Source organism: Acinetobacter terrae (assembly GCF_002135195.1).
GTDB lineage: Bacteria > Pseudomonadota > Gammaproteobacteria > Pseudomonadales > Moraxellaceae > Acinetobacter > Acinetobacter terrae.
In genome coordinates this window covers 93,540-120,254 of record NZ_NEGF01000008.1, presented here as the reverse complement: position 1 = coordinate 120,254, position 26,715 = coordinate 93,540, and the positions used below count along the sequence as shown (strand labels likewise).

24 protein-coding genes and 1 pseudogene are annotated in these 26,715 nt (G+C 43.1%); 20 read left to right on the top strand and 5 right to left on the bottom strand.

Annotated features, from left to right (window positions below; genetic code table 11):
* The first annotated feature begins 3 nt into the window (after positions 1–3).
* Complete coding sequence (locus tag B9T23_RS10450) at positions 4–330, top strand: proton-translocating transhydrogenase family protein (protein WP_086194062.1); 327 nt, start codon at positions 4–6, stop codon at positions 328–330.
* On the top strand, positions 331–1,785 hold the full coding sequence (locus B9T23_RS10445; protein ID WP_086194061.1) for an NAD(P)(+) transhydrogenase (Re/Si-specific) subunit beta: 1,455 nt from the start codon (positions 331–333) through the stop codon (positions 1,783–1,785).
* Positions 1,786–2,222: 437 nt separating this feature from the next.
* Here B9T23_RS10445 and rsfS read toward each other — a convergent pair whose 3' ends face one another.
* The 5 genes from rsfS to B9T23_RS10420 form a co-directional block, all read right to left on the bottom strand.
* Positions 2,223–2,621, bottom strand: a complete 399-nt coding sequence (gene rsfS / locus B9T23_RS10440; protein WP_067723009.1) for a ribosome silencing factor — start codon at positions 2,619–2,621, stop codon at positions 2,223–2,225.
* A gap of 77 nt (positions 2,622–2,698) precedes the next feature.
* Entirely contained in the window at positions 2,699–3,493 is a 795-nt protein-coding gene (locus B9T23_RS10435; RefSeq protein WP_086194060.1) for a hydroxypyruvate isomerase family protein, read from the bottom strand.
* Positions 3,494–3,527: 34 nt separating this feature from the next.
* On the bottom strand, positions 3,528–4,394 hold the full coding sequence (locus tag B9T23_RS10430) for an NAD(P)-dependent oxidoreductase (protein ID WP_086194059.1): 867 nt from the start codon (positions 4,392–4,394) through the stop codon (positions 3,528–3,530).
* A 36-nt stretch (positions 4,395–4,430) separates the two neighbouring features.
* Positions 4,431–5,219, bottom strand: a complete 789-nt coding sequence (locus tag B9T23_RS10425) for a crotonase/enoyl-CoA hydratase family protein (protein ID WP_086194058.1) — start codon at positions 5,217–5,219, stop codon at positions 4,431–4,433.
* 130 nt (positions 5,220–5,349) lie between these two features.
* Complete coding sequence (locus tag B9T23_RS10420; RefSeq protein WP_086194057.1) at positions 5,350–8,160, bottom strand: GacS-like sensor histidine kinase; 2,811 nt, start codon at positions 8,158–8,160, stop codon at positions 5,350–5,352.
* A gap of 153 nt (positions 8,161–8,313) precedes the next feature.
* Between B9T23_RS10420 and cysM the strand changes: the two genes are divergently transcribed.
* The 18 genes and pseudogenes from cysM to B9T23_RS10330 all read left to right on the top strand — a co-directional run bounded on the left by cysM (position 8,314) and on the right by B9T23_RS10330 (position 26,703).
* Positions 8,314–9,234 carry a cysteine synthase CysM gene (gene cysM / locus B9T23_RS10415; protein ID WP_067722994.1) on the top strand — a complete coding sequence of 307 codons (921 nt, stop codon included), beginning with the start codon at positions 8,314–8,316 and terminating at the stop codon, positions 9,232–9,234.
* A 22-nt stretch (positions 9,235–9,256) separates the two neighbouring features.
* Complete coding sequence (locus B9T23_RS10410) at positions 9,257–10,078, top strand: 3'-5' exonuclease (protein ID WP_086194056.1); 822 nt, start codon at positions 9,257–9,259, stop codon at positions 10,076–10,078.
* Positions 10,079–10,084: 6 nt separating this feature from the next.
* Complete coding sequence (gene rlmD, locus B9T23_RS10405; protein WP_086194055.1) at positions 10,085–11,488, top strand: 23S rRNA (uracil(1939)-C(5))-methyltransferase RlmD; 1,404 nt, start codon at positions 10,085–10,087, stop codon at positions 11,486–11,488.
* Between the two features lie 17 nt (positions 11,489–11,505).
* The gene (locus B9T23_RS10400) at positions 11,506–13,812 is read left to right on the top strand and encodes a RelA/SpoT family protein (protein ID WP_086194054.1); all 2,307 of its coding nucleotides are present in this window, start codon (positions 11,506–11,508) and stop codon (positions 13,810–13,812) included.
* A gap of 238 nt (positions 13,813–14,050) precedes the next feature.
* Positions 14,051–14,689 carry a beta-ketoacyl synthase chain length factor gene (locus B9T23_RS10395; protein ID WP_086194053.1) on the top strand — a complete coding sequence of 213 codons (639 nt, stop codon included), beginning with the start codon at positions 14,051–14,053 and terminating at the stop codon, positions 14,687–14,689.
* Positions 14,683–15,496 (top strand): annotated as a pseudogene (locus tag B9T23_RS10390) (lysophospholipid acyltransferase family protein). The gene B9T23_RS10395 and the pseudogene B9T23_RS10390 overlap by 7 nt, the downstream one beginning before the upstream one ends.
* Positions 15,480–15,740 (top strand): phosphopantetheine-binding protein, encoded by a 261-nt coding sequence (locus B9T23_RS10385; protein WP_067722984.1) that lies wholly within the window; start codon positions 15,480–15,482, stop codon positions 15,738–15,740. Before B9T23_RS10390 ends, B9T23_RS10385 begins: the two are co-directional and overlap by 17 nt.
* A gap of 8 nt (positions 15,741–15,748) precedes the next feature.
* Positions 15,749–15,997, top strand: coding sequence for an acyl carrier protein (locus B9T23_RS10380; RefSeq protein WP_086194052.1), 249 nt, complete (start codon positions 15,749–15,751; stop codon positions 15,995–15,997).
* Entirely contained in the window at positions 15,994–16,548 is a 555-nt protein-coding gene (locus tag B9T23_RS10375) for a COG4648 family protein (RefSeq protein ID WP_086194051.1), read from the top strand. The genes B9T23_RS10380 and B9T23_RS10375 overlap by 4 nt, the downstream gene beginning before the upstream one ends.
* Before the next feature lie 11 nt (positions 16,549–16,559).
* Positions 16,560–18,230 carry an AMP-binding protein gene (locus B9T23_RS10370; RefSeq protein WP_086194050.1) on the top strand — a complete coding sequence of 557 codons (1,671 nt, stop codon included), beginning with the start codon at positions 16,560–16,562 and terminating at the stop codon, positions 18,228–18,230.
* A 12-nt stretch (positions 18,231–18,242) separates the two neighbouring features.
* Positions 18,243–18,977: a glycosyltransferase family 2 protein gene (locus B9T23_RS10365; protein ID WP_086194049.1), complete on the top strand. Its 735-nt coding sequence runs from the start codon at positions 18,243–18,245 to the stop codon at positions 18,975–18,977.
* 55 nt (positions 18,978–19,032) lie between these two features.
* Entirely contained in the window at positions 19,033–19,911 is an 879-nt protein-coding gene (locus tag B9T23_RS10360) for an LpxL/LpxP family acyltransferase (protein ID WP_086194048.1), read from the top strand.
* Positions 19,911–21,443 carry an HAL/PAL/TAL family ammonia-lyase gene (locus B9T23_RS10355; protein WP_086194047.1) on the top strand — a complete coding sequence of 511 codons (1,533 nt, stop codon included), beginning with the start codon at positions 19,911–19,913 and terminating at the stop codon, positions 21,441–21,443. Before B9T23_RS10360 ends, B9T23_RS10355 begins: the two co-directional genes overlap by 1 nt.
* A gap of 19 nt (positions 21,444–21,462) precedes the next feature.
* Entirely contained in the window at positions 21,463–21,882 is a 420-nt protein-coding gene (locus B9T23_RS10350; RefSeq protein ID WP_086194046.1) for an acyl-CoA thioesterase, read from the top strand.
* A gap of 53 nt (positions 21,883–21,935) precedes the next feature.
* Positions 21,936–22,535: a LolA family protein gene (locus tag B9T23_RS10345; RefSeq protein WP_086194085.1), complete on the top strand. Its 600-nt coding sequence runs from the start codon at positions 21,936–21,938 to the stop codon at positions 22,533–22,535.
* Complete coding sequence (locus B9T23_RS10340; protein ID WP_086194045.1) at positions 22,510–24,843, top strand: MMPL family transporter; 2,334 nt, start codon at positions 22,510–22,512, stop codon at positions 24,841–24,843. Before B9T23_RS10345 ends, B9T23_RS10340 begins: the two co-directional genes overlap by 26 nt.
* Before the next feature lie 11 nt (positions 24,844–24,854).
* Positions 24,855–26,150, top strand: a complete 1,296-nt coding sequence (locus B9T23_RS10335; RefSeq protein WP_086194044.1) for an NAD(P)/FAD-dependent oxidoreductase — start codon at positions 24,855–24,857, stop codon at positions 26,148–26,150.
* 1 nt (position 26,151) lies between these two features.
* Positions 26,152–26,703 (top strand): DUF3261 domain-containing protein, encoded by a 552-nt coding sequence (locus B9T23_RS10330; protein WP_171263084.1) that lies wholly within the window; start codon positions 26,152–26,154, stop codon positions 26,701–26,703.
* The last annotated feature ends 12 nt before the right edge of the window (positions 26,704–26,715 follow it).

Below are 26,715 nucleotides of genomic sequence, written 5' to 3'. Positions count from 1 at the left end.
ATCATGGTTGAAACGATTACAATTTTCGTCCTTGCCATCTTCGTAGGTTACTACGTAGTTTGGGGCGTAACACCCGCTTTACACACGCCACTTATGGCTGTTACCAATGCACTGTCTTCCATTATTGTGGTCGGTGCAATGATTCAAACTGTGGGCTTGCCCCTGATTGGTGTCGACGCCAACGTCGCTTTCCAAAGCGTTAACATTGTGAGCATTTTGGGTGCGGTAGCAGTGTTCCTGGCAAGTATCAATATTTTCGGTGGCTTTGCCGTGACTGCACGTATGCTTGAGATGTTTAAGCCGAAGCAAAAGAAAAAAGAGGGTTCATAAATGGAATTTATTCGAGACTATGCGGATTGGTTCTACTTGGTAGGCGCCGTTCTTTTTATCTTAACGCTTCGTGGCTTATCTGGTCCTAAAACGGCGATTCAAGGTAACCGTTACGGCATGATCGCGATGGCGATTGCTGTGATCACCACATTCTTTGTTGCTGAGCATCCTGTGGTCTGGATGATTATCGGTGCAATGATCCTTGGTGGGGTAGTCGGTATTGCACGTGCACGTACTGTTCCTATGACGCAAATGCCTGAAACAGTTGCTCTGATGCACTCATTGGTTGGTTTGGCTGCAGTTTTAATTGCGATTGCTGCAATTTTGCATAATAACCAACTGACTGCATTGTTTGCTCAAAATCAGACTGCTTTAGAAGCGGCTGGTGTTCAGCATGTACACATGAGCAAAGTTCATTTATTTGAATTGTTTGTGGGTTGCTTTGTGGGTGCGATTACCTTTACAGCCTCTGTATTTGCCTATGGTAAATTAGCTGCGAAAAAATGGGCAAAAACGATTTCGGGTGCATGGGTTAAACCGGTACAAGCGATCATTTTCCTTGCAATGTTAGCCTCTGGCTTTGTGTTCTTCTCAACAGGCAATATGCAAGCTTTCTGGGTAATGACTGCTCTGGCGCTGGCATTTGGTTGGGTATGGATTGCACCCGTTGGTGGCGGTGATATGCCAGTTGTGGTATCGCTACTGAACTCGTTCTCAGGTTGGGCAGCCGCAGGTATTGGTTTCACGCTTGAAAATAACATGTTGATTGTTGCAGGTTCGCTGGTAGGTTCATCAGGTGCGATTCTGTCTTACATCATGTGTAAAGCAATGAACCGTTCGATCATCAATGTTTTGTTTGGTGGTGCGATGGGCGGTGCAGCAGTTGTAGCAGCAGATAATGGTGAAAAAGTTCAGCGTAACCACCGTTCAGGTTCAGCAGATGACGCCGGCTTCTTGATGTCGAATGCCGACAGTGTTGTGATTGTACCAGGTTATGGTATGGCGCAAGGTCGTGCACAAAATGCAGTGAAAGAACTGGCTAACTTGTTGAAAGAACAGGGCGTAAAAGTCCGTTTTGCGATTCACCCAGTGGCAGGTCGTATGCCGGGTCATATGAACGTATTACTTGCAGAAGCTGATGTGGCGTATGAAGACATCTTGGAAATGGATGAAATCAACACAGATTTCCCTGCAACTGACGTGGTTCTGGTGATTGGTGCAAATGACGTGGTCAACCCTGCGGCAAAAGATGATCCAACTTCACCAATTTACGGTATGCCGATTCTGGAAGCGCATAAAGCGCGTACCATCATGGTGATCAAGCGTTCTATGGCAACAGGTTATGCAGGTCTGGATAATGACTTGTTCTATAATGATAAGACCATGATGATCTTTGGGGATGCCAAGAAAGTTGTGGAAGATATGACCAAAGCGATTAATGGCGGCGGTCACTAATAGAATCCCCCTAAATCCCCCTTTTACTAAGGGGGGCTTGATTTCCCCTCTTTTATAAAGAGGGGTTAGGGGAGATTTTAAAAACCACCTTCGGGTGGTTTTTTGTTTTTAGAATGCATGATTTTTAAAAGTATAAAATAGTGGGAAATAATAAGATACCACTGAGATTTGTAGAGGCTGATCTTAACGACTTTAATGATGAATTCAAAAACAACTGCAAGCTATGAATGTTATTGTAAATTCTAAGGATCAGTAAAAGCAGATCAAGTCTATGCACGTGTAAAAAACAACATTAAGATGAAATATCCTGATGTGGATTTACATCGACTGTTATAAATGTTGTTAATCTTATAAAGGTTCAGTCATGTGAAATGGTTACATCTAAAAATAGAATGACCAAGATGAAAAAAGCGACCTTATGGTCGCTTTTTCTTGCTTTAAGCAGATTCTGGAGTGGCACGCCATAAGCTTTCAAGGTCGTAAAATTTACGCGCCGTTGGAAGCATAACGTGGACAACCACAAAACCAAGATCGATTAAGATCCATTCCGCATCACGTTCACCTTCAACGCCGATCGGGCGGAAACCCGCTTTACGTGCTTCTTCAGCAACGTTATCTGCGAGGGCTTTAATGTGACGGGATGATGTACCACTCGCAATGACCATATAGTCTGCTACATTGCTAATAGCACCAACATTAAGTTCAAGAATATCTTTTGCTTTTACATCTAATAGGGCTTCATGTACAACTTTTAAGCAAGCTTGTACATCTTTAGCTTGAGAATTCATTGCTAGATCGAGAGAATTAGAAGCGCTGGGCGATGGTTCTAAATTCATAAAGGGTTTTATTTCCGGACAATAACTCATCGTGTAATATAGCGGTTTTAGTGCTGAATTTCAAATCCGTTCATACTTTAACTTTGCGGATATTTTACAAAATATTTATCTTTCCATGCAAAAGAATGGTTGGAATGTGCCTGTGGGCGATATTCTGCTGCTGTATAGCCCGTGTATGCACTCTGATTAAGCCATTGAAATATTTCTGCAAAATTGATCTGTGCAGTATCGGGTTCATGACGTCCCGGGCAGTCTGCAAATTGAATATGACCAATATCGTGAATATTTTCTTTTAATGCTTCAAATACATCTTCACCCATCATTGCCATGTGATAACAGTCATATTGCATTTTTAGGGCAGGATTTTGTACGGCTTCAAGCATTTCTTGCGCTTGAGCGATGTTCTGAACTAGAAAGCGTGGCATATCTGTGCCATTAATCATTTCAAATACCGGCTGAATCTGATATTCGCCTAGCATAGAGCAGGCAAGTTTAAAATTTTTTGCCAAAGTATTTAAACAAGGCAATAGGTCTGCATCGAGTGGTTGCTTGCCCGCTAAAATATTTACACTCGGCACATTCAGTGCTGTGGCATATTGAATGGCTTTTTCCAAACCGCGATGAAACTCAAGTTCCATCCCCGGGACGCCAGCAAGACCATTGCCACCTTGCATTAAATCACCCGCAGGCACATTGATCAGGCAAAGGGTTAAGTCATGAATGGTCAGCTGGGTTTGAATTTGTTCAATGCTGAGTTCATAGGGAAACTGAATTTCCACATGCTGAAAACCCTGTGCGTGAGCCAGAGCAAAGCGCTCAATCAAAGGCACTTCAGTAAAAATCATCGATAAATTTACAGCCAGCTTAATCATGCCCTTACTCCTTGCTCGTTAGAAAATGAGATGCTTAAGATTCAACCAGTTGAATCACAGTAGCAAGATCAGCTTCAGCATAGCCTTTATTTTGGTGAGTTTTCAATTGTGATAGTGCTTGTTTTGCAACAGGAATATTTAAATTGAATTGTTCAGCCAGCAGAACTGCATTATTTAAGTCTTTGGACAGGGTTTGTACTTTCCATTGCACCGGTTCAAAAGTATGGGTTGCCATACGTGGGGTTAAAATCTGAAAGGGTTTCGAGTCGGCAAAACCACCGGCAAGCGCAGGGGCGAGTAAAGTGGTATCAACACCGGCTTGAGCGGCCAATGCAACAGCTTCCGCAATCAAGGTACTGTTCGCTGCAACAATCAGCTGATTGCAAATTTTGGTCGCTTGTCCAGTTCCAGTTTCGCCCATACGGGTCACCCGCTGTGAGAGTACATTATAAATCAGCGATAAATTCTGGATGGTTTGCAGGTCACCACCGGCAAAAATCACCAAGGTTCCTTGTTCAGCACCTGCCGTTCCCCCTGAAACAGGGGAGTCAATCCACTGTACTTGGCGAGTTTGGGCTTGTTGTGCCAACGTCTTGGTTTTATCCACAGATAAACTTGAGAAATCCACAATCACTTGTTCAGCCTGTAACTGGTTCTGAATCTGATCATAGACCGCTTGCACTGCAGCATCATCGGACAGGCAAGTCAAAATAACAGGATATTGCCCAATCTCTTGCAAGTCTAAGGCAGTCGCACCCATATCAATCAGCACCTCACAGGCCGATGCTGTTCTATTCCATACGGCCACTTCAAAACCGGCTTGAATCAGTCGGGTTGCCATTCGGCTGCCCATCAGTCCCATGCCTAAAAATGCAATTTTTGTATTACGATCAAAACTCATGTGTTTTTCTCTGCACAATCCTGTTATCTGGATATTTTACTTATATTGGCGCGGTAAAAACTGAACTTCTGGGTTCTTGTCTTTTTTACGGGCCAATTTACTGTTTTTACCCAACAGTAATTTCAGTTGCCAAATTTTCTCTAGGCGTAAAGATTTTTTCGGTTCATGCTCCATGGCATCGAGTACACGTTTGGCTGCAGTCAATGCATCAGGAGAACGTTGCAACATTTCTTCTGCCAGGGCTTGGGCTTTACTGATGGGTGATGCATCCAAATGCGTCACCAAACCAATTTCTTTGGCATAATTGGCATCAAAAATACGTCCAGTTAAGGTTAGCTCTTTGGCAAGATCGACATTAATAATGCCTTTAATTGATCGAGTCAGTCCCATATCAGGCACCAGTCCCCAGCGGCTTTCCATAATCGACATTTTAGTTTCAGGATGTGCAATACGAATATCCGCAGCCAGTGCCAATTGCATCCCGGCACCCAGACAATAACCCTCAATCGCAGCAATCACAGGAACAGGCAGTTCCTGCCAAATGAGAAAGGCTTTTTGGAATAGGCTTTGTCCCGGTTTAATCAGTTCCCAAGCCGCATAAGCCGTATTTTTCGGTGAATTTAAATCGGCAAGGTCAATCCCGGCGCTAAACACATGGGCTTCACCAGTTAAAATGACACAACGAATCGAGCGGTCTTTTTTTATTTGATTGGCTGCATTGACTAGTTCGCGTAACAAGGCAAAGCTCATGGCATTGCGTTTTTCTGGACGGTTTAAAGAAACGGTTGCGATGCCATTATTTTTTTCTATGCGAAGTAACGCCATGTTGTATAGACCTGTAATTTTTCCATTGTTTTGAGCATAACACGGGCATTTCTCTGATACATGCCACGATACATGACAGTAGAGTCACATCTAAAGATGGACGCTACTGCCAAAATTCGAATAAGACCGTTTAAGTATTCTGTTTGTTTAAGATTTGCTGGGCTGCCTGTTCAACTTGCTGAATGACCGACTGTAATTCATCAAGACGTTTTACAGTTTCTTGAATAAACGTTTCATCGGCTTTACGACGTTCTTTACGTAAAGAAGAAACAAATTGCTCAAATCCACCGGTTGCTTCTTGGAGAGTAGGCGCACCGACATAGCGGGTTGCACCATATAAACGATGCAGTACATGTTCCAGTTGCGGGAAATCTTCCATTTCAATCAACTGCTGCATTTCAGCGAGTTCTGTTGCGAAACTGTCGACCAGCATTTTAAGTAGATCAATCGCTAGATCTTCTTTATTGGCCGCCAGTTGTAAGCTTTGTTGCCAATCTAAAATGTTTGGATCAAGGGCTTCAATCAGCATGCTTTTATCGACACTCTTCGCCTTTTTAAAAGTTTCTGAGGTCAACTGGGTCAGAATTTGAATAATCTGATCCATTTGAATTGGTTTGGTGACGTAATCATCCATGCCAACCTGCAACAACTTTTGTTTCTCATCGGCCAGAGCATGCGCCGTCAGGGCAATAATTGGTAAACGCTTGTGGTTCTCTAAAGTCGATTCGAGAGAACGGATGGCACGTGTAGTATCAATACCTGACATTACCGGCATCTGAATATCCATAAATACCACATCAAATGCAGGCAGATCTTGTTCAATCCGGTTTTGAATGATTTCAAGGGCTTCTTGACCGCTTAAAGCTTTGGTGGTCTTGACATTGAGTTCACCCAACAGGGCTTCTAAAACAATTAGATTCGGTAAATGATCATCGACAGCGAGGACATGCAGACCTTGGCCATTAAATTCTTCATGTACATCTTGGTCGAAAATTGGCTGATTGCTTAACAGTTGGATTAAGGCGCTACGACTCAACGGTTGATACAGTGGACGCGCGCGATACTCATTCAGCATGTTTGGATCGAGCGCCATTTGATAACCGTAAACCGCAATATTGCCGTGATAACGGTTACGAATTTCTTTCAATAATGCTTCGCCATCGCCACTATGGTCCACAATTAACCAAGTATTTTCATCACTTTCCGAGAATTGATTCAGCTGACTGAATAAATCCAAAATCGAGCTGGTTTCGACATGATGCACATCATAATTTTCAAGATAATGACGCAAGATATTGGCAGTCGCAGGATGGGCTAAATAAGACACCACCTGCATGTTATTGAAGTGTGGATGAATAATTTCAATTTCGTCATTCACAGTAAACATGGCGGTAAACCAGAAGGTGGAACCTTTTTCAGTCGGTGCACGTTCCTGGTTATCTTCAAAGCCAATTTGACCCTGCATTAAGTGCACCAGCTGTTTGGAAATTGCCAAGCCGAGTCCCGTACCGCCAAATTGACGGGTCACCGAAGCATCGCCTTGCGAGAAGGATTCGAACAATTTTTTACGGTCTGTACCACTGAGACCAATACCGCTGTCCTGCACACTAAAGTGCAATAGGCATTGCCCAATATCATCGTGTTCCATACGGGCGCGGACAATAATTTCACCATCAGGGGTGAATTTAATCGCATTGGAAATAAGATTGGTCAGAATCTGCTTGAAGCGTAAGGCATCGCCAATCACTTGCGTCGGCACATTGTCGGCATAGTAAAAAGCCATATCGATATGCTTTTGAGCCGCGAGCGGGGAGAGCATATCCATGACATCAAAAATGGCTTCTTCCAGATCAAACGGTGCAGTTTCCAGTTCTAGTTTGCCAGCATCAATTTTCGAGAAATCCAGTACGTCATTAATTAAAGCCAAAAGATGGGCAGATGATTTACGGATGGTTTGCAAATACAGGTTTTGCTCATTGCTCAAGTTGCCTTGACGCAGCAATAAATGAATAAAGCCATCAATACTATTCAGGGGAGTACGCAATTCATGACTGATATTGGCCAAAAATACCGATTTGGACTGGTTGGCTGAAATCGCCTGGTCACGTGCTTGGCGATAGGTAATGTTTTGAACTTCTAAGGTATCTAAGGTACGGCGTAAATCATCTTCAGTTTGTTCGGTATGTTCTTTGAGTTCTAAAAAGCTAAAGTGCAGGCGTTTGACCACATTGGCAATATCGCGCTGTAACAAACGCAACTCACCGGTACTGTTAATTACCATGTGCTGGTCAAGTGTATCGGCATTTAAGCGTTGCAATTGCATGCGAATTTCGTACATCGGTGCAATCCAGCGACGCGAATAGAAATTCAGGCACAATAAAAGTAGCAATAAAGTCAGTAAGCCGGTTGCAATCAGCACGACCATGACCCGATAACGCGCAATTTCAAGCGGTTGGTTATCCAGTTCAATGACCAGTCGTGCAGGAGTTCCAGTATGGTCATTAATCTTTAGCGCATAAATATTATTGTTATTATATGGAATAGGGCCGACAAAAGAGGCTTTAGAGTCAATCTTTGGCCAAGACTCCTGATCCTGAAAACCAATACTTAAACGGTTTCTACCATTTTGATCAATAATGGCGGCACGAATTAAATATTTTTCATTCAGCATGACCTGCATGGCATTGCGTGCCTGATCATATTGCCATGGATAACTATTTAATAAGTCGATTGCTGCTTCTGATGTGAGCTGATAACGGGTCACAATGGCTATTGCCATTTGACGTTGTTGCGCACGCGATGCATTGGAGGTTTCGGATAAAACCAGCAATGCCCCGACACATGCCAAAATCATAATCGGCACAAAAATCAGTGCAATGAGTTGTCCATAAGCATGATTTAAGTGTAGACGTTTAAATAACTTTTTATTGATATTTGACATGGTTAAAGCAATTTATTTTCTATGCACGGAATATTAGCATGCTTTATTTAAAACTGACTGCGCTTTAATCACTTTCAATAAAAAGCCTGCTAAATGGGTGCAGCGAGGAGCATTTTTTCATACAATAGGCGCACCTCGATATAGGTACAAATAATGAGTAATACCACCCCTGATTTTCAAGCAGACGAATTTTTGTTAGACCACTACGTAGGTAAAACGCCTCTGGTGCGTTTGCAACGTCTGGCAAGTCACACTCAAGCAACAGTATTGGCTAAACTTGAAGGAAATAATCCTGCAGGTTCGGTAAAAGACCGTCCAGCGTATAACATGATTATGCAGGCTGAAAAACGTGGTCAGATTAAACCCGGCGATACGTTAATTGAAGCGACAAGCGGAAATACAGGGATTGCCTTGGCCATGGTTGCCGCGATGCGTGGCTATAAAATGAAACTCATTATGCCTGCAGGTTCAAGTCAGGAACGTAAAGATGCGATGCGTGCTTACGGTGCTGAACTGATTGAATCTTCAAGCATGGAAGAAGCGCGTGATATGGCGCTGCAAATGGAAAAAGAGGGTAAAGGTTTAGTCCTTAACCAATTTGGTAACCCGGACAATGTTGAAGCACATTACCTGACTACCGGTCCTGAAATATGGCAACAAACAGGCGGTAAAATTACCCATTTCGTCAGTTCCATGGGAACCACAGGCACGATTATGGGGATTTCAAAATACCTGAAAGAACAAAATCCGGATATTCAAATTGTGGGTTTACAACCTTCTGAAGGTTCAAATATTGCAGGTATTCGTCGTTGGCCACAAGAATATCTTCCCACTATTTTTGACCCTAAGCGCGTTGACCGCATTATGGATATTCCGCAAATTGAAGCGGAAAAAATGGCACGTCAATTGGCGCGAAAAGAAGGCATTAGTGCCGGTACGTCTTCCGGTGGTGCTGTTTGGGCTTCAATTCAATTGGCGCAAGAAAACCCGGGTGCAGTGATTGTATGTATCATCTGTGACCGTGGTGACCGTTATCTTTCTACTGGTTTGTTCTCTGTAAAAGATCCTGAATAAATCTCAATTTTTGTGAGTTAAGATGCGCTTACCTGTTTTAATTTTCGATATAGAAACCTTGACCGATTTAAAATCGGGAGCGCATTTGTATGGTCTTGATTTGCCAGAAGCAGATCTGGAACAGGCGTTGATTAAATTGCGTCGTCAAGAGTCGGGCATGGACTTTCAACGCATGGCCTTGCATGAAATTGTCTGTATTTCTGGCTTATGGCTCGATGAGCAAGGCAACATGAAAATGTTCTCGTTTAGCCGGGAGCAGAATACTGAAGCGGAAATTTTAAAGAAATTTCTCTCGATTTTTGACAAGCGTCATCCGACTTTGGTCAGTTGGAATGGCTCGCAATTTGATTTGCCGGTGATTCTGTTTCGCGCCATGTATCATGGTTTATCTGCACCAAGTTTATTCGATCAGGGCGAAATTGATCAGCAAAAGCGCTATAATAACTACCAGAATCGTTATCACCATCGTCATGTCGATTTGATGGATGTGATTGCGATGTTCAATGGTCGTCAATTTCAGAAGTTAGATGATGTTGCACATTTACTCGGTTATCCGGGTAAGCGTGGTGATGGCGCCTATCATGTGCCTGAATATGTACGTCAGCAAGAATGGCAAAAACTCACCAGTTATTGCGAAGGTGATGTGCTCAATACCTGGTTGATTTACCTGCGTTGGTCATTATTAAAAGGTCAGCTTTTACTTAATGATTATCGTGATGCAGTTCAGCGCACCATCCAATTTTTATCGACTCAACCGCAACATGCAGATTTTTTAGCAGTATGGCGTGAAACCTCACAACGTACTGAATTTACCGCTACAGACTTTTTATCTCCCACACTCTAGGTATTCATGAAACATAGAACTAAGCCACGTCCAGCTCAACAGCCGATTTACACTTTTCAGGTTGAGTCACTTTCACACGAAGGACGGGGGATAGCGCACTATGGAACACATCCTGATCATCCAAGTGAGAAGCAGGGCAAAAAAGTATTTATCAGTTATGCCTTGCCTGGCGAGACTGTTAAAGCGCAAATTACCAATGTGGTAAAACGTTTAGAAGAAGCGGACAGTATTGAGCTGTTAAGCGCACCTGCTGCAACACGTATTGAACCGAAATGTCCACATTTTACCGTGTGTGGCGGTTGTAATATGCAGCACATTCAGCAAGATGAACAAATTCGCTTAAAACAGGAGGTTCTAAAATCGCATTTAGAACATTTTGCCGGAATTCAACCTGAACAATGGTTAGAACCATTACGTTCGCAACGTGAAGACTACCGTCGTAAGGCTCGGATTGGAGTACGCTATATTCCAGCTAAAGACAAACTGGTGGTGGGTTTCCGTGAACGTCAAAGTAATAAATTGATTTCCATCGACCACTGTATGGTGCTTGATCGTGAATTTGGATCGATCTCTGCGCTGAAACAGTTACTCGAAAGTCTAAAAGCCAAAGCTGCTATTGGTCATATAGAATTGGCCATGGGTGATGAGGATATTGCACTGGTGGTGCGTCATACTGAAAAATTATCAGCAGATGATGTCAACCAATTAAAACAGTTTACGTTAAACAAGCAGTGGCAATTGTATTTACAACCTGCAGGTAGCGAAAGTTTACACCGTGTCGATGATCCCACTGCTGCAATACGTTTGCATTATGCTGTGGATGAATTTGACGTGAAGTTTGGCTTTAATCCGCTGGATTTTACCCAAGTGAATTCAACGATTAATCCGCAAATGCTGAAGCTGGCATGTGATTTGCTTCAGTTGCAGCAAGGTGAACGCGTTCTAGATTTATTTTGTGGTCTAGGAAACTTTTCTTTACCTCTTGCTCGTTGTGTCGGTGAAACAGGGCAAGTGGTGGCTGTTGAAGGAAGTGAAGAAATGGTTCAACGTGGTGCAGAAAATGCTAAAAATAACGCGATGACTAACGTACATTTTTATTCACAAGACTTAACAAAAGATTTTTCGCATCATTCTTGGGCAAAACAGGGATTTGATGCATTATTGATTGACCCTCCGCGTTCCGGTGCAGAGGAGATAATGCATTATGTGCCCAAATTTGGTGCAAAAAGAATCGTTTATGTGTCATGTAATCCTGCAACATTAGCACGCGATGCCGGTGTGTTGGTGAAACATGGCTATCGATTAAAAAAGGCTGGGGTAATGGATATGTTTACTCACACTGGACATGTTGAATCTATTGCCTTATTCGAGAAAAACAAAGAAATAAACGATTTAGAATATGATAAGTAAAGAGGTAGGAGAAGGGTATGGTCACAGTACGTGAACAACTTCCTGGGCGTCTCAATGAGCTGTCTGAGGAAGCGACTGTAGAGCATGCCGAACAAGCTCGACACGATTTGGCGGAATGGCTGGATCGGGTTCGTGGCATATTAGATGACGCAGCGCTTAAACAACTCGAAGAAGTTGCCCATTTAACTTTGCAGAAAGAGTTGCAAACCACGGTTAATCATCGTTCCAATACCTTTTATACCGGTATTGAGATGGCGGATATTTTGGCGCATTTACATGTGGATGAAGATACTTTATCCGCAGCAATGCTGTACCGAAGTGTGCGTGAAGGCGTCATGACGCTTGAAGAAGTTCGTGAACATTTTGGCGAGCAAGTGCATAGTCTGGTTCAAGGAACCTTGGCGATGGGTAAACTTTCTGAACTGATTGAGAAGAACAAGCGTCTAGAAGATCATTTTAATAATAATCAAAGAGAGCATTTAAGCGGCATTTATAAAATGCTGATTTCTGTGACCGAAGATGTTCGAGTGGTGTTGATTAAGCTTGCAGAGCGTACCTATGCTTTGCGGGAATTGACCCAAGCCTCACGCGAGCGTCAAGAACGTGTTGCTCGAGAAATTCTGACCATTTACTCACCCTTGGCGCACCGTTTAGGGATTGCGCAGTTAAAGTGGGAACTTGAAGATTTAGCTTTTCGTTATTTAGCCCCAGAACGCTATAAAGAAATTGCAACGTTACTGAATGAAAAACGTTTGGAGCGCGAGCAATATATTCAGTTTGTCATTGATAAACTGAAAAGTGAACTGGCGAGCTACGGTATTGAAGCCGAGATTAGCGGACGGGTTAAACACATTTATTCGATTTATCGAAAAATGAAAAGTAAGAACCTGAGTTTTGATCAGCTTTACGATATTCGCGCGGTTCGGGTGTTGGTAAAAAACGTACCTGAGTGTTATCACTCACTGGGAATTGTGCATCAAATTTGGCGTCATATTCCGCATCAATTTGATGATTACATTACCAATCCTAAAGCCAATGGCTATCGTTCCTTGCACACTGCGGTCATTGCAGAGAACAAGTCACTTGAAGTGCAAATCCGGACCAAGGATATGCATAAAGAGGCAGAGCTTGGGGTATGTTCGCACTTCAATTATAAAGAAGGCGCAAAAAATACCGATCATTCTTTTAATCATCGTTTACATTCATTGCGTGCAGTACTTGAGCATTATCAAGAACGTAATGATTCCAGTGCGCATAAGTCTGATGATGATTCCGAGAATTTTGAACACGTTCAAGATTTCGAAGGATTTGAAAAGATCTATGTGTTTAGCCGTGATGGGGACATTAAAGAGTTACCACGTGGTTCAACTGTTTTAGACTTTGCCTATCATGTGCATACTGAAGTGGGGAATAAGTGTTATGCAGCGCGGGTAAACCAGCGCTATGTGCCTTTAACCTATGCTTTAAAAACCGGTGAACAGGTTGAAATTTTAACCAAGAAAGATCGCGAGCCGAATCGTGACTGGTTGGTAAACTCGCTTGGTTATATCAAGACCTCTCGTGCACGCGACAAATTGCGTCACTGGTTTAGACAGCAAGACCGTAGTAAAAATCTGGAAGTTGGCCGTGAAATTCTGAATAAAGAACTTTTACGTTTGGCGATTCATCCAAAAAGCATTGATTTAAATGATTATTGCAATCACTTCAATGTCAAGTTGGGTGAGGATATTCTGATTGGTCTGGTGAATGGTGATATTAGCCTGCATGCCTTGATTAATCAGGTCAATCGTCATATGCATATCGGTCAAGATGAACCTGAATTGGTACTCAAGCCGACATTAAATCCGCGTGCAAGTCATACCTTGTCTGCGCATGGCATTTTAATTGACGGTTTGGACAATGTAGAACTACATATTGCGCAATGCTGTCAGCCGGTACATGGCGAATCAATTGGTGGGTATATCACGCTGAATCGTGGCGTCAGTATTCACAAGGTTGTGTGTTCGGATTATATCCGGATGATTTCACAAGAACCTGAGCGTGCGGTTGAAGCAGATTGGGAAATGCAGCCAACTCGTGGCCAAAGTGTGCAGATTGTAGTGGAAGCATACGACCGCCGTGGTTTGTTAAAAGACTTAACTCAAGTGATTTTTTCCGATCAAATCAATATTCGTCAGGTAAATACCATTTCAGAAACAGATGGTATTGCCAACATGAAGTTGTTAATTGAAGTGAAAGGCTTGGCACAGTTATCACGTTTATTGGCACGTTTAGAGCAACAACCGGGGATTATTAGCGCACGTCGTTTGGTACAAGGTAATTAATCCAAACCTGTAAATTACTACTGAAAAACCAGCAACTTGTGTTGCTGGTTTTTTTATGCAAGGAAAAAACGACTATGCGACTTAGACTTAAAATGTATAAATAAATCAAGGTAATACATTTATGTTATTGAAAGTATAAAGGATATTTTTTTGTGTAATTTTTATGACAAATGCTATAATCCGGCGAATAAAATGGCCCCCGAGCTAAACTATTATTAGGGTATGGAAAAATTCGGCAATGATTCAAATAAATGTATCACCACTATATATGAGTCGTGCCGACGAAACCGTTCCTGCCTTAGAACAGATTCCTGCCATGCAGCGTAGGCGGTTATCCCGAATTGCAAAATTGGCTTTAAATAGCGCGATTCAATCGCTGAATTCAGAATCGGTGGACTATATTGTTTGGGCATCACAATATGGTGATGAACATAAAACGCTGAAAATTCTGGCAGATGTTCTGCAAGATCAAACGCCATCACCGACCCAATTTTCGACCTCCGTGCATAATGCCATTGCCGGACTGTATTCGATTTTATGTCAGGATGCGACGCCATCGACGAGTTTGGCAGCATCGTGGAGTGAAGCACTGATTGAAGCCTATGCTTGGCTGAAAACTACACCAAAACCCAATGCACGCGTTCTGGTGGTTTATTACGATGAAGCTTTACCTGAAATTTATCAGGAATTTCAGCCCTTCAGTGGTTTTGCCATGTCGGCAATCATTAGTTTAGAGACACCAAATCTGCAACTGGATGTAAACGCATTAACACATCATCGCCATAAATATTTAGATGCACAAAAATTTTATGATTTTTGGCAGCAATCTGAACAGAATCAGGAGTATCTTCCGACTCAGGCATGGCAAAAATGTTAAAACGAGATCAAATTAAACAAAAAGCCAATTATCTATGGCGTGTTGGCGCCACGGGTTTTAGTTTTGCCAGTTTCGGAATTGGTGGTGTTGCGATTGGTGGCCTAGTTGCGCCATTGGTCAATCTATCGACCCAGAATCCGAGCTTGCGTCAGCAGCGCACGCAAAAAATGATTAAGCATAGTTTCAAGGGCTTTACCGAAATGATGGTCAAGCTTGGAATTATGACCTATGACATTGAAGGTCTGGAAAAATTACAGCACAGTAGACAGGAACTGGTGATTGCCAACCATCCTACACTGGTTGATGTGGTGGTGCTGATTGGTTTGATGGAACAAGCCAACTGTGTGGTGAAGCAAGCGCTGTGGTCAAATCCATTTACCAGAGGTCCCGTGCAAAGTGCCGGTTATATTTTAAATGCAGGTTCTGAACAGTTTATTCAGGACTGCGTTGCAAAATTAAAGACTGATCAGGCTGCATCTTTACTGATTTTTCCTGAAGGCACACGTACGGCAAAAGGCGAGGTACTGAATGAGTTTCAGCGCGGGGCTGCCAATATTGCGATTCGTGCCAATGTGCCGATTCGTCCGGTTTTGATTACTTGCACGCCTTCAACTTTAACCAAAAATGAAAAGTGGTATCACATTCCTTCACGACCATTTCATATTCATGTGAAGGTGTTGGATGCCATTCATGTCGATGATCTTCTAGATGATACAACGGTTAGTCCGAAAAATGTGCGTCATCTAAACCATCAATTACACCAGTTTTTTAACCAAGAGTTATCTGAAAAATGAGCAATCTTGCTGATGAATTAAAGCAAATGATTATCGATGTTCTGGCCCTTGAGGACATCAGCATAGATGATATTGAAACCGAAGCGCCTTTATTTGGTGATGGCTTGGGTCTAGATTCTATTGATGCCTTGGAACTAGGTTTAGCGCTGAAAAAACGTTACAACATTCATTTGAATGCTGAATCGGCAGAAACTAAACAACATTTTAAATCAATTCAAAGCTTGGTGGCTTTGGTTGAAGCACAGCAAAAGGCGTAAGAGGTTGTATGTTAACTCAGGAACAAGTACTTGAAAAATTGAGAGAATGGATGGAAGATCTGTTTGAAATTACACCTGAAGATGTTCAGCTGGATGCGAATTTAGCCAATGATTTGGATGTAGACAGTATTGATGCGATTGATCTTGTGGTCAAAATTAAAGAACTGACCGGCAAGCAAGTAAATCCTGAAGACTTTAAAAGTGTACGCACAGTGCAGGATGTTGTGACAGTTATTCAGAATATGTCTGCTGCATGAAATTGATCTTCAAAGGGATAGTGGCAATCGGATTGATTCTCTATCCCTTTTTAGTGGGTTATAGCTTGTCACATGGTCAATATATCTGGGTCAGCAGTTTGCTGATTGTACTGGGTGTGTTGCGTCTATTTAGCAAGGGGAATGCCTTGCTGTGGCCGTTAACCGGATTTGCCATTTTATGTGGCAGCTTGAGTTTAATTTTAAAAGATCATGCCTGGCTGAAACTGTATCCGGTATTTATGAGTGTTGGCGCACTCAGTATTTTTGCCTCTACTTTAATTAAACCACCTTCCATGATTGAGCGTTTTGCCCGATTGGCAGAACCGAATTTACCCGAAGCTGGGGTGATCTGGACTCGTAAAGTCACGATTGTGTGGTGTGGTTTTTTTGTGCTGAATGCCCTGATTGCGTTGGCGACCGTGTTGTTTGCTCCAATGCAGGTTTGGGTGCTGTATAACGGTTTTATTTCCTATGTACTGATGGGGCTATTATTACTGGGCGAATTTATCTTGCGTAAGCGACAGCAGCGCTTAAATCAACTTCAGGAATAAAACAGATTATTATGTTGTGTCATTTTCAAAATCATCTTCATTCACTGAAACCGCTGTGTATTCAGCCTGATTTAAGCCAAATCCGTTTTCAGGATTTCTGGCAGGATGTGATACAGCAAAGTCATGAAATTGAGTCGCTTTCTCAAGAGAGTTGGGCTTTATGGGAATCTGACAGTTACCAATTTTTAGTGCTGTTGTTTGCTGCACTTTTAGCAAAAAAACAGGTGTTATTGCCACCGAACCGTGTCAGTGATTTGGAAAAAGAACTGGCTGAACAGAACATTTATTTTTTACAGCGTCAGCCTGTATCTATGACCCAAAACCAGCCGATTGAACTGAATCTGGATGATGCCTTTTTGAATCAGGCACAACTCTATTTTTATACTTCCGGTTCAACCGGGCAGCCCAAAAAAATTCCGCGTACCTTGCGTCAGTTACTCAATGAAGTACATGGACTTGATGCCAGTTTTCAATTGCCGGAACAGGCGATTGCCATTGCCACGGTCAGTCATCAGCATATTTATGGCTTACTGTTTAAGTTGATATGGCCACTTGCAAGCGGTCGCTGTTTTTATCAAGCACAGTTGGCTTTTCCAGAAGATGTGGCTGATATTCAAAAAAAATTAGCATATTTTAAAATTGAGAATTATGTAATTTCCAGTCCCGCATTGTTAAAACGCTGGACTCAGGATGTGCTGTTGCAGGATTGCTTAACCGTATATTCATCCGGTGGGAAACTGGAATCCGGTGTACGACCGTATGTGAACCGACCGATTACCGAAGTTTTTGGCAGTTCGGAAACTGGTGGAATTGCACACCGGCAGCAAGATGATGCCTTATGGACACCGTTTGCCAATGTCGATATCCAGGCCGGTGAGCAACAAGAACTGGAAGTTAGAACCAATCATGCTTTTAGTGAAGACTGGATTTTCACGGGCGATAAAGTTGAAGTGATTGATGCCGCAAATCCAAAAAGTCCATTGCGTTTATTAGGACGACTAGACCGGATTGTAAAACTGGAAGAGAAACGTCTCAGTCTGGATGCGATTGAACAGAAAGTTTTAGAGCTGGATGAAATTGTTCACTGCCATGTATTGATTCTGGAGCGGGAACATCGTCAGATTTTAGCCTGCGTTGCGGTATTGTCTGAGCAAGCCAGACAACTACTGCAAAGTATGAACAAAGCACAATATGTCTCAACCTTAAAAGCGCAATTGAAAGCCAAACTGGAAAGCATCGCCATCCCAAGACAGTGGCGGTTTTTGACACAATTACCGCAAAATGCCCAATCTAAGCTGAATAAACAATACATGAAATCCTTATTTCAACCTATGTTATTGCCTATTGTATTGGAACAACAAAATGAGTCAGATCAGGCGCTATATCGTCTAGAGTTTTCTCCCGAACTGGAATGCTTTAAAGGGCATTTTCCAGATTATCCAATTTTCCCCGGTGTGGGACAGATTGGGTTTATTCAGCATTTTTCCCGTCAAAGCTGGGCAGACCTTGAGTGGTGTAATGGTTTTGAACAGCTCAAGTTTCAAGATTTGATCCAGCCTTATATGGTGTTACAGCTGAAATTGTCGAGAAAACTGCATAAAGTGAGTTTTGTATTAAGTCATGCAGATCAGACACTGGCATCTGGACGTTTGTTGTTTAAAACACAAACTGAACAGGCTTAGAAGAGGATGTATATGCAGCATTGTTTTGTGATTCCAGTTTATAACCATCCGCATTATATTGAGGCCTTGGTTGCTCATTTGGATCAGTTTCAGATGCCCATTATTCTGGTGAATGATGGCAGTGATGCCGCGTGTACAGCACTTTTACATGACATTGCAGCACAACATCCATTGGTCGAGCTGGTTGAGCATAGCCATAATCAGGGCAAAGGGCAGGCTGTGATTACCGGTTTACGTCATGCCCATGCTCTGGGTTTTAGTCATGCCTTGCAGCTCGATTCTGACGGTCAGCATGACTGGCAGGATGTGGCAAAATTTTTAGAAATATCTAAACAAAATCCGGAAGCGATGGTCATCGGTCAGCCCATTTTCGATGATTCTGTTCCTAAAAAACGCTTATATGGTCGTTATGCCACCCATATTTGGGTATGGATTAACAGTCTGTCTTTTGACATTAAAGACAGTATGTGCGGTTTCCGCGTTTATCCTCTAGCCCGTACGATTCAGGTGCTGGATTCTGCAAAATTTCAGCCGCGTATGGGCTTTGATAGTGAAATTCTGGTGCGTTTAAAATGGGCAGATGTGCCTTTTATTAATGTGCCGACCAAAGTAGTTTACCCTGAAAATGGTATTTCGCATTTCAATCTATGGCGTGACAATCTGGGCATGAGTAAAGCACATGTGCGTTTGTTTGGCGGGATGCTGATTCGCTTGCCTCACTTATTATCACAGAAAGTGAAAGGCTGATTCTGTGACTGAAGTGAACCCAACGAAATGGAATGACATTAGAGAACGAGGTGGGATGTTTTCACTGACTTTGGTGTTAGCTTTCTATCGTTTAGGTGGTCGCTGGCTTTGCCGTGTATTGATGTATTTTATCATTCTGTGGTTCTGGATTTTTTCAGGCACTGCACGTCAGGCTTCACAACTCTATTTAACCAAGTTGCATCATTTTGCAGGACCGAATTCCCCGTTTAAAAGCTCACCGGGTTTAAGTCATAGCTATATGCATTTAATGCAATTTGGCGAATGTATTCTGGATAAAATTGAAGGCTGGCTCGGTAAAATTCCGGAACAGCAACTGATTTTACAGGGCCATGAACATTTGCGTGACCATTATCAAAAAGGCGCGGTGATTGTGGTGTCGCATTTTGGCAATATTGAATTGCTGCGGGCGATTAAGTCGGAACATCCACAAAAAATTAATGTCTTGGTCTATCAAAAGCATGCCACCAAATTTAACCAGTTTCTAAAAAAGCTCAATGATCAAGCCGATGTCAATCTGGTTTCGGTGGATGAGTTGGGTATTGAAACCGCGCTGATACTGCAAGAAAAACTTGATCAGGGTGAATGGGTCATTGTTGCGGCAGATCGCGTACCGATTCAATCGGATCGGGTACAGCCGATTTCATTTTTGGGTGAGGAAGCGAACTGGCCACAAGGAGCTTGGATTTTAGCGAGCTTGCTGAAAGTGCCGGTACTTGCAGTCTTTTGTTATCGCATAGGAAATAGTTTTGAAGTACATATTCACGCGATTGCCGAGCAACTAAATTGCCCTCGAAAAAACCGCATGCAAGCCATTCAAAACATCACACGCCAATATGTCAGCCTACTTGAGCAGCACTGTATACGTGCTCCATATCAATGGTTTAACTTCTATAATTTCTGGAACAAAGATTAATGCAAGTGTTAGTTGTTGGGGAAACACCACTCTCGATTGAAGATGTGGTTGCGGTTGCACGTCAGGAAAAATCAGTGGCTTTGCCCGCATCTACCGCATGGCGTGATTTAATTCAACGCGGTGCAGATTTTCTGGATCAACTGTTACAAGACGAAGGCGTGATTTATGGCGTGACCACAGGCTATGGAGATTCCTGTCTGGTGCAAATTCCAGCCCATCAGGTCAATGAACTGCCTTTGCATTTATCCCGTTTTCATGGCTGTGGTTTAGGTCAAAATCTGGATTTAATTACCGCTCGTGCAGTGGTGGTGACGCGTTTATGTTCACTTGCACGTGGCTATTCAGGTGTATCGCATGCCTTGCTGGAACGTCTAGTGTGGATGTTGAATGAAAATGTCATCCCGGTGATTCCTTCGGAAGGTTCAGTCGGGGCGAGTGGTGATTTAACTCCATTGTCCTATATTGCTGGGGCTTTGGTTGGTGAACGTGATGTTTATTACCAAGGTCAAATTGCTCCGGTAAGTAGCGTATATGCAGAAAAAGGCATGCAGGCTTTGGTGTTACGTCCGAAAGAGGGACTGGCACTAATGAACGGTACTGCTGTAATGACGGCGATTGCCTGTTTGAATTATAAAAAAGCTGAACAAATTAGTTTAGCCAGTACCTGTATTACAGCCCTCAACGTTCTGGCATTGGAAGGCAATCCGAGCCATTTTGATGAAGTGCTGTTTGCCCAAAAGCCCCATCCGGGTCAGCAAAATATTGCCGCGCAACTGCGTGATTGGCTGAACAGTGAAGTGCAAACCGAACATCAAAGTTCACGTTTGCAAGACCGTTATTCCTTACGCTGCGCGCCACATATTATTGGCGTATTTGAAGACTCTAAACCGTGGTTACGCCAGTTTATTGAAAATGAATTGAACTCCAGTAATGACAATCCGCTGATTGATCCGGTCAATTTACGCGTGTTGCATGGTGGTCATTTCTATGGCGGACATATTGCCCAAGCCATGGACAGCCTGAAAATCATGGTTGCCAATATTGCCGATTTAATGGATCGTCAACTGGCGCAACTGGTGGACTATAAAATGAATAATGGTTTGCCACGTAATCTGACCGGTGCCACAGCAGAACGTTTGCCGCTGAATCATGGTTTTAAGGCAGTACAAATTGGCGTGTCAGCATGGACGGCAGAAGCCTTGAAACAAACCTTATCGGCTTCAATTTTTTCCCGTTCGACCGAATGCCATAACCAGGACAAAGTCAGTATGGGGACCATTGCAGCACGCGATGCCAGCCGTGTGATTGTATTGACCGAACAGGTGATTGCAGCACTATGCTGTGCCAGTGTCCAAGCCATCCATTTAAAAGATTTAGATGAAAAATTAGCTGAAGTATTAGCTGCATTTAAAGCTTGGGTGTTGCAAACATTTGACTACGTGGTGGAAGATCGACCATTACAACACGAATTGCAGCAGCTGGTGGATCGTTTCGAAAATCTAGAATTATTAAGCAGTGAACTTGTTCGCTAAACATTTCAGGAAACAGATTATGCATGCCGATGTGATGATTGAAGTGCCATTTCATGATGTGGATGCCATGAACGTGGTATGGCATGGGCATTATCTAAAGTATTTTGAAATTGCACGCTGTAAGTTGCTGGATCAATTTCAATATAACTATATCCAGATGCGTGACTCTGGTTATGCATGGCCTGTGATTGAAAGCCACGTGCGTTATGCACATGGCATCTTGTTTGAACAGAAAATTCGGGTGCGTGCCATTTTAAAAGAATGGGAAAACCGCCTGAAAATTGAGTATCAAATTTTTGATGCGGAAACTGGAAAAAGACTCACCAAAGGCTATACCACTCAAGTGGCGGTACATATTGAAAGCCGTGAAATGTGTTTCCAGTCACCGCAAATTTTATTGGAGCGTTTAAACGCTTGGTCTGAGTTTAAGTCGGAGTAAAGCAGATGACATCGATCAATCTACAACGTGTAGTATGGCTGTTTTTAGCGAGTATGCTGTGTATCACATTTATGTTGCCGCAGCCTGTACATGCACAAAACCCGCAGCTCAGACAAATTTTTGGACAGCTCTCCGAAACTCCAACGGTACGTGCCAATTTTGAACAGCAAAAAAAACTGGCTTCAATGAATAAAACTTTTGTCTCTAAAGGCACGGTTTCATTTTCCAAATCACAAGGGGTGATCTGGAAAATTCAAAATCCAGTCAAAGCCGACCTGATTGTGACCCCGCGTAAATTGGTGCAAAAAACTCAGCGCACGCATAGTCAGATTGAAATTGATAAATCACCTTATGGTTCGGTTGCAACCATGTTCTTGCAGCTGATGTCGGGAAATGAAGCTGCGATATCCAAAAACTTCAATATTGTTTCCGCTAGTTATACGCCTGCGCAATGGAATGTGGCTTTGACCCCGAAAAGCAGCTTGTTTAAAAAGTTGTTTGTCCGCGTAGATGCGCAAGGGCAGCGTTATGTCGATCGCATCGTGATTCGTGAGAAAGCCAACAACAGTACAACGATTCGCTTTAGCCAACAAACCACTCAACCCCAAACTTTAACGGCTGAGGAAAATGCGCTTTTCCAACTGGCAAAATAAATTTACCGTACTGTGGCTGATTGTGCTCAGCGTGCTTGCAATCACGCTGGGTACCGCGTGGCTGAAAAAAGATATTCATCTTCAGACCAATATTTTTGCATTATTGCCTGAAGCGACCCAAGACCCAAGGTTGGAACGGGCACAGCAATATGTCAGTCAGCAATTGAATGACAAAGTGTTTGTTGTACTGAATGCCAAAAATGATGCGGCCTTAGCCAAAGCCACCACGACATTTAAACAAAGTGTGCTACAAAGTGATTTGTGGCAGCCCTTAAATGCACAGCTAGACAGTGACAAGTTTGCGCAGGTGTTATATCAACATCGCGCAGGTTTACTGACCCTCGATGATCAAAAGCTGCTTGAACAACAAGATTATGCCTCCCTGACCGAACAAGGTTTATTACAAATCATGAGTCCGGGCATGCCGGTGACAGCAGAGCTATTACAACAAGATCCGCTGCTGTTATTTCCGCGTTATGCCATGAGCTTATCCAGTTTACAGAGCAATCCTGATATTGCTTTGGAAGATGGCTTTGCCACCATTCGAGATGATAAAGGTATTTCACGTTTATTGGTCTTAGAGCTAAAAAATAGTCCTTACAATATTGATTATCAGCAAAAAACTGCCATCTGGATTGAACAGCTCGATTCACAATTACGTCAAATGAAGGTTCAACCACATTGGACAGGAACGTTGTTATTTGCCCAATTTGGCACGACCTCGGCTGAAAAAGAAATTTCCACCATTGGCCTAGGTTCAACGTTGGGGATTTTCCTTTTAGTGCTGTTTGGATTCCGTTCGATTCGTCCGATGCTGACTGAAATGATTGCCGTAGGTACCGGATGTCTGGTGGCATTTGCCATTACGCATTGGGTGTTTGGTGAAATTCACCTGATGACTTTGGTGTTTGGCGCAAGTCTGGTCGGGGTTTGTGTCGATTTCTCTTTCTACTTTATGGCGATGCAATCGCAGCATCGACATCTCAATGGTTTTGCAGTCTTAAAACCGTTATTGCCGAGTCTGTTTATGGGCTTGATGACCACTTTGGTCGCGTACATATTCTTAAGTTTTACCCCATTTCCAGGCTTTAAACAGATCGCTGTTTTCTCGATGGTCGGTCTGGCTGCGGCATGGATCACCAGTGTTTTATTATTGCCACGTTTACCTGCCTTGAATGCCGAACCGGCTATTCGCAGCTTAAGTTTTATTGGCAAAGCACGTACCTTTGTCCAAGCTAAAAATGGTTTGCGTTACGGCTTAATTGCGGTTATTGCTGTGGTCGCAGGCGGCAGCTTAATGTTGCTGCAAAGCAATGATGATATCCGTAATTTACAAAGTATGGATCAGCAGCTCAAGCAGGAAGATCAATACGTACGTGAACGTTTTATGCAGCAACAAAGCAGTGAATACTTTGTTGTGCATGGCAAGACTGCTGCAGAACTTGAGCGAAACGAACAGCAACTGCTGCAAAAATTGCAAGTATTACAAAATGAAGGGGCTTTAGAGACCGTTCAGGCTTTAGGACAATGGTTGCCATCTGAAGTGCAACAACAGCACAATATTCAATTATTGCAGGCTATTCCAGCCAGTGCCTTACAGGATTATGCCGCAGCGTTACAGCTCAATCCGGCAGATGTATTGGCTTGGCAAAAAAAACTCGACGAGCAGCCTTTACTGCATCCAGCTGAAATGGCACAACATCCCTTGGCATTTTTACAAATGAGCCCAACCGAGCGTCTGGTGCTATTACAAAATGTCCATAATGTTGCCGCTTTAGAACAACTGAATAGTCCACAGGTACAACTGTTACGCCCGGTGAATCAGTTGTCTGAACTGTTTCAGCAGCAGCGTATTCAGGCGCAGTGGTTATTGCTTTCTGCCTTAATTACCTTAGCCATTGGCTTGGGAATAATTTATGGCATCAAGTCCATTTTGCCGCTGGTGTTACCAGTAACTTTGGCCTTAATGACCACCTTTGCGATTCAGGCATGGCTGGGTGTTGAAATCAATTTATTCAGCATTATGGGCACCTTCCTGATTATCGGGATTGGGGTGGACTATGCCATTTTCTACCGGCATGGACATGATCATCCGCAAGTGGTGGGCATGGCGTTATTCCTATGTATGATGTCGACCTTGCTGGGTTTCGGGTTATTATCGTTTAGCCACACCTACGCGATTCATTGCTTTGGCTTGACGGTTTTACTTGGGGTTATTTTTTCATTTATTTACGCAACATTGTTTACATCTTCCGATGCCAAGCATGTTGTGCTTCAACAATATCAGCCAAAAGAGCTGAGAGACTAAGGTACAGTGCAATGAGCAGCATGCAACACATAGATGTATTGATTATCGGCGCGGGACCATCGGGCAGTTCGGCAGCAGCATTGCTGCGTCAAAAGGGTTATCAGGTCACGATTATTGAAAAACAATATTTCCCACGCTTTTCGATCGGTGAATCATTGTTGCCCCAATCCATGGTTTTCCTGGAAGAAGCAGGGCTACTGGATACGGTACGTGAGCATGTTGGCGAGTTTGCCTTTCAGTTTAAAAATGGCGCGGCATTCCTAAGAGGCAAGCAGCGCAGTTTTTATGACTTTACCCAGAAATTTACTGACGGTCCGGGCACCACCTGGCAGGTTCGCCGTGCCAATTTTGACCATTTACTGGCACAACAGGCGGAAAAACAGGGTGCAGAAATTCGCTTTGGTCATGAAGTCATTGATGTCGATGTTACTCCAGAACAACCGATTTTGACTGTAAAAGATGAGCAGGAAAATGTTTACCAGATTCAGGCTAAATTTTTACTGGATGCCAGTGGTTTTGGCCGGATCTTACCGAAGTTCTTAGACTTGGAAAGCCCATCAAACTTTCCGGTACGTCGTGCAGTGTTTACCCATATTGAAGATGGTATTTTGGATGATCCAGATTTTGATCGCGAAAAAATCCTGATTACTGTGCACGCTAAAGATCATCGGGCCTGGTATTGGCTAATTCCATTTGCGGATGGTCGTTCATCTTTTGGTGTGGTCGCAGAGCAAGACTTCTTTGAGCAATATGGCTTTGATGGCAGCGCTGATGATGTAGAAGCCTTGTTGAAACGTATTTTGGCCGATGACGAAAGCCTGTCGCAGGTATTACGCAATGCCACGTTTGACACGCCAGTACGCACTTTAGTGGGCTATTCTGCCAATGTGAAACATTTGGCTGACCGTAATTATGCCTTACTCGGCAATGCCGGTGAATTCCTTGATCCGGTATTTTCATCAGGCGTAACGATTGCCTTAAAATCTTCAAGCCTGGCGATTCCGTTGGTGGATCAAGTGCTGCAAGGGCAAACGGTTAACTGGATGGAACAGTATGAAAAACCCTTGCGTGAAGGCATCCAAGTGTTCCGTGCCTATGTGGAATCTTGGTATTCGGGTGAATTTCAAGATGTGGTGTTCTCGACCCAGCAAGATGAAAAAATTCGCCGTATGGTGTCATCGCTGCTTGCCGGTTATGCATGGGACACTAGCAACCCGATTCATAAAAATGCCAAAAAGCGTTTAAGTACCTTAGCTGAGTATTGCCGCGATCCACAGCAAACTGAAACCCTAAGCAATGGTGGCTAATATGCAACTGAAATGGACTGGAATGTTACTCGCTGCGGTTCTGCTCTGTGGCGGTTGCCAATCGATGCTGCCCAAAGCACAAGGTTTGGCAACTACAACCTGGACTGCACAGAATTATCAGCGTCAGGATCAGTTAGAAGTTCAATGGAAAGAGCAGAGTTTTAGCTTTTTGCTGTATCAGCAACAGCAAGGTTCAAAACTGGAAATGCTGGCTTTGACCTTGACGGGGCAGCAATTATTCAAGCTCAGTTTTGATGGTCATAAAGTCCATGTAGAACAGCACGTCGAGCAAATGAAGCTCTTGCCTTTTGAATTTGTGGTGCGCGATATTTTATATGCAACTTATCCGAATTTTGCTCAGTTACAGCAGCAGAATGTTCGCATTGAAAAATCTGCTCAGGCACAGTCGGTTTTTATCAACCAGCAGCATGTATTAAACATCAAACATGAAAATGATGTGATTGAGTTAGATAACCTGCAAGTGCCTTATCAAATGGTCATCAGTGTCATCAGTGACAGCTTGGAAAATACAGATGTGGAAAGAACTGAATAAGAGGCGATGATG

Excerpts from the sequence above, each read along its gene's own strand:
- B9T23_RS10450 (WP_086194062.1), top strand. The coding sequence starts at position 4 with ATGGTTGAAACGATTACAATTTTCGTCCTTGCCATCTTCGTAGGTTAC.
- B9T23_RS10445 (WP_086194061.1), top strand. The coding sequence starts at position 331 with ATGGAATTTATTCGAGACTATGCGGATTGGTTCTACTTGGTAGGCGCC.
- rsfS (WP_067723009.1), bottom strand. The coding sequence starts at position 2,621 with ATGAATTTAGAACCATCGCCCAGCGCTTCTAATTCTCTCGATCTAGCA.
- B9T23_RS10435 (WP_086194060.1), bottom strand. The coding sequence starts at position 3,493 with ATGATTAAGCTGGCTGTAAATTTATCGATGATTTTTACTGAAGTGCCT.
- B9T23_RS10430 (WP_086194059.1), bottom strand. The coding sequence starts at position 4,394 with ATGAGTTTTGATCGTAATACAAAAATTGCATTTTTAGGCATGGGACTG.
- B9T23_RS10425 (WP_086194058.1), bottom strand. The coding sequence starts at position 5,219 with ATGGCGTTACTTCGCATAGAAAAAAATAATGGCATCGCAACCGTTTCT.
- B9T23_RS10420 (WP_086194057.1), bottom strand. The coding sequence starts at position 8,160 with ATGTCAAATATCAATAAAAAGTTATTTAAACGTCTACACTTAAATCAT.
- cysM (WP_067722994.1), top strand. The coding sequence starts at position 8,314 with ATGAGTAATACCACCCCTGATTTTCAAGCAGACGAATTTTTGTTAGAC.
- B9T23_RS10410 (WP_086194056.1), top strand. The coding sequence starts at position 9,257 with ATGCGCTTACCTGTTTTAATTTTCGATATAGAAACCTTGACCGATTTA.
- rlmD (WP_086194055.1), top strand. The coding sequence starts at position 10,085 with ATGAAACATAGAACTAAGCCACGTCCAGCTCAACAGCCGATTTACACT.
- B9T23_RS10400 (WP_086194054.1), top strand. The coding sequence starts at position 11,506 with ATGGTCACAGTACGTGAACAACTTCCTGGGCGTCTCAATGAGCTGTCT.
- B9T23_RS10395 (WP_086194053.1), top strand. The coding sequence starts at position 14,051 with ATGATTCAAATAAATGTATCACCACTATATATGAGTCGTGCCGACGAA.
- B9T23_RS10385 (WP_067722984.1), top strand. The coding sequence starts at position 15,480 with ATGAGCAATCTTGCTGATGAATTAAAGCAAATGATTATCGATGTTCTG.
- B9T23_RS10380 (WP_086194052.1), top strand. The coding sequence starts at position 15,749 with ATGTTAACTCAGGAACAAGTACTTGAAAAATTGAGAGAATGGATGGAA.
- B9T23_RS10375 (WP_086194051.1), top strand. The coding sequence starts at position 15,994 with ATGAAATTGATCTTCAAAGGGATAGTGGCAATCGGATTGATTCTCTAT.
- B9T23_RS10370 (WP_086194050.1), top strand. The coding sequence starts at position 16,560 with ATGTTGTGTCATTTTCAAAATCATCTTCATTCACTGAAACCGCTGTGT.
- B9T23_RS10365 (WP_086194049.1), top strand. The coding sequence starts at position 18,243 with ATGCAGCATTGTTTTGTGATTCCAGTTTATAACCATCCGCATTATATT.
- B9T23_RS10360 (WP_086194048.1), top strand. The coding sequence starts at position 19,033 with ATGTTTTCACTGACTTTGGTGTTAGCTTTCTATCGTTTAGGTGGTCGC.
- B9T23_RS10355 (WP_086194047.1), top strand. The coding sequence starts at position 19,911 with ATGCAAGTGTTAGTTGTTGGGGAAACACCACTCTCGATTGAAGATGTG.
- B9T23_RS10350 (WP_086194046.1), top strand. The coding sequence starts at position 21,463 with ATGCATGCCGATGTGATGATTGAAGTGCCATTTCATGATGTGGATGCC.
- B9T23_RS10345 (WP_086194085.1), top strand. The coding sequence starts at position 21,936 with ATGCTGTGTATCACATTTATGTTGCCGCAGCCTGTACATGCACAAAAC.
- B9T23_RS10340 (WP_086194045.1), top strand. The coding sequence starts at position 22,510 with ATGCGCTTTTCCAACTGGCAAAATAAATTTACCGTACTGTGGCTGATT.
- B9T23_RS10335 (WP_086194044.1), top strand. The coding sequence starts at position 24,855 with ATGAGCAGCATGCAACACATAGATGTATTGATTATCGGCGCGGGACCA.
- B9T23_RS10330 (WP_171263084.1), top strand. The coding sequence starts at position 26,152 with ATGCAACTGAAATGGACTGGAATGTTACTCGCTGCGGTTCTGCTCTGT.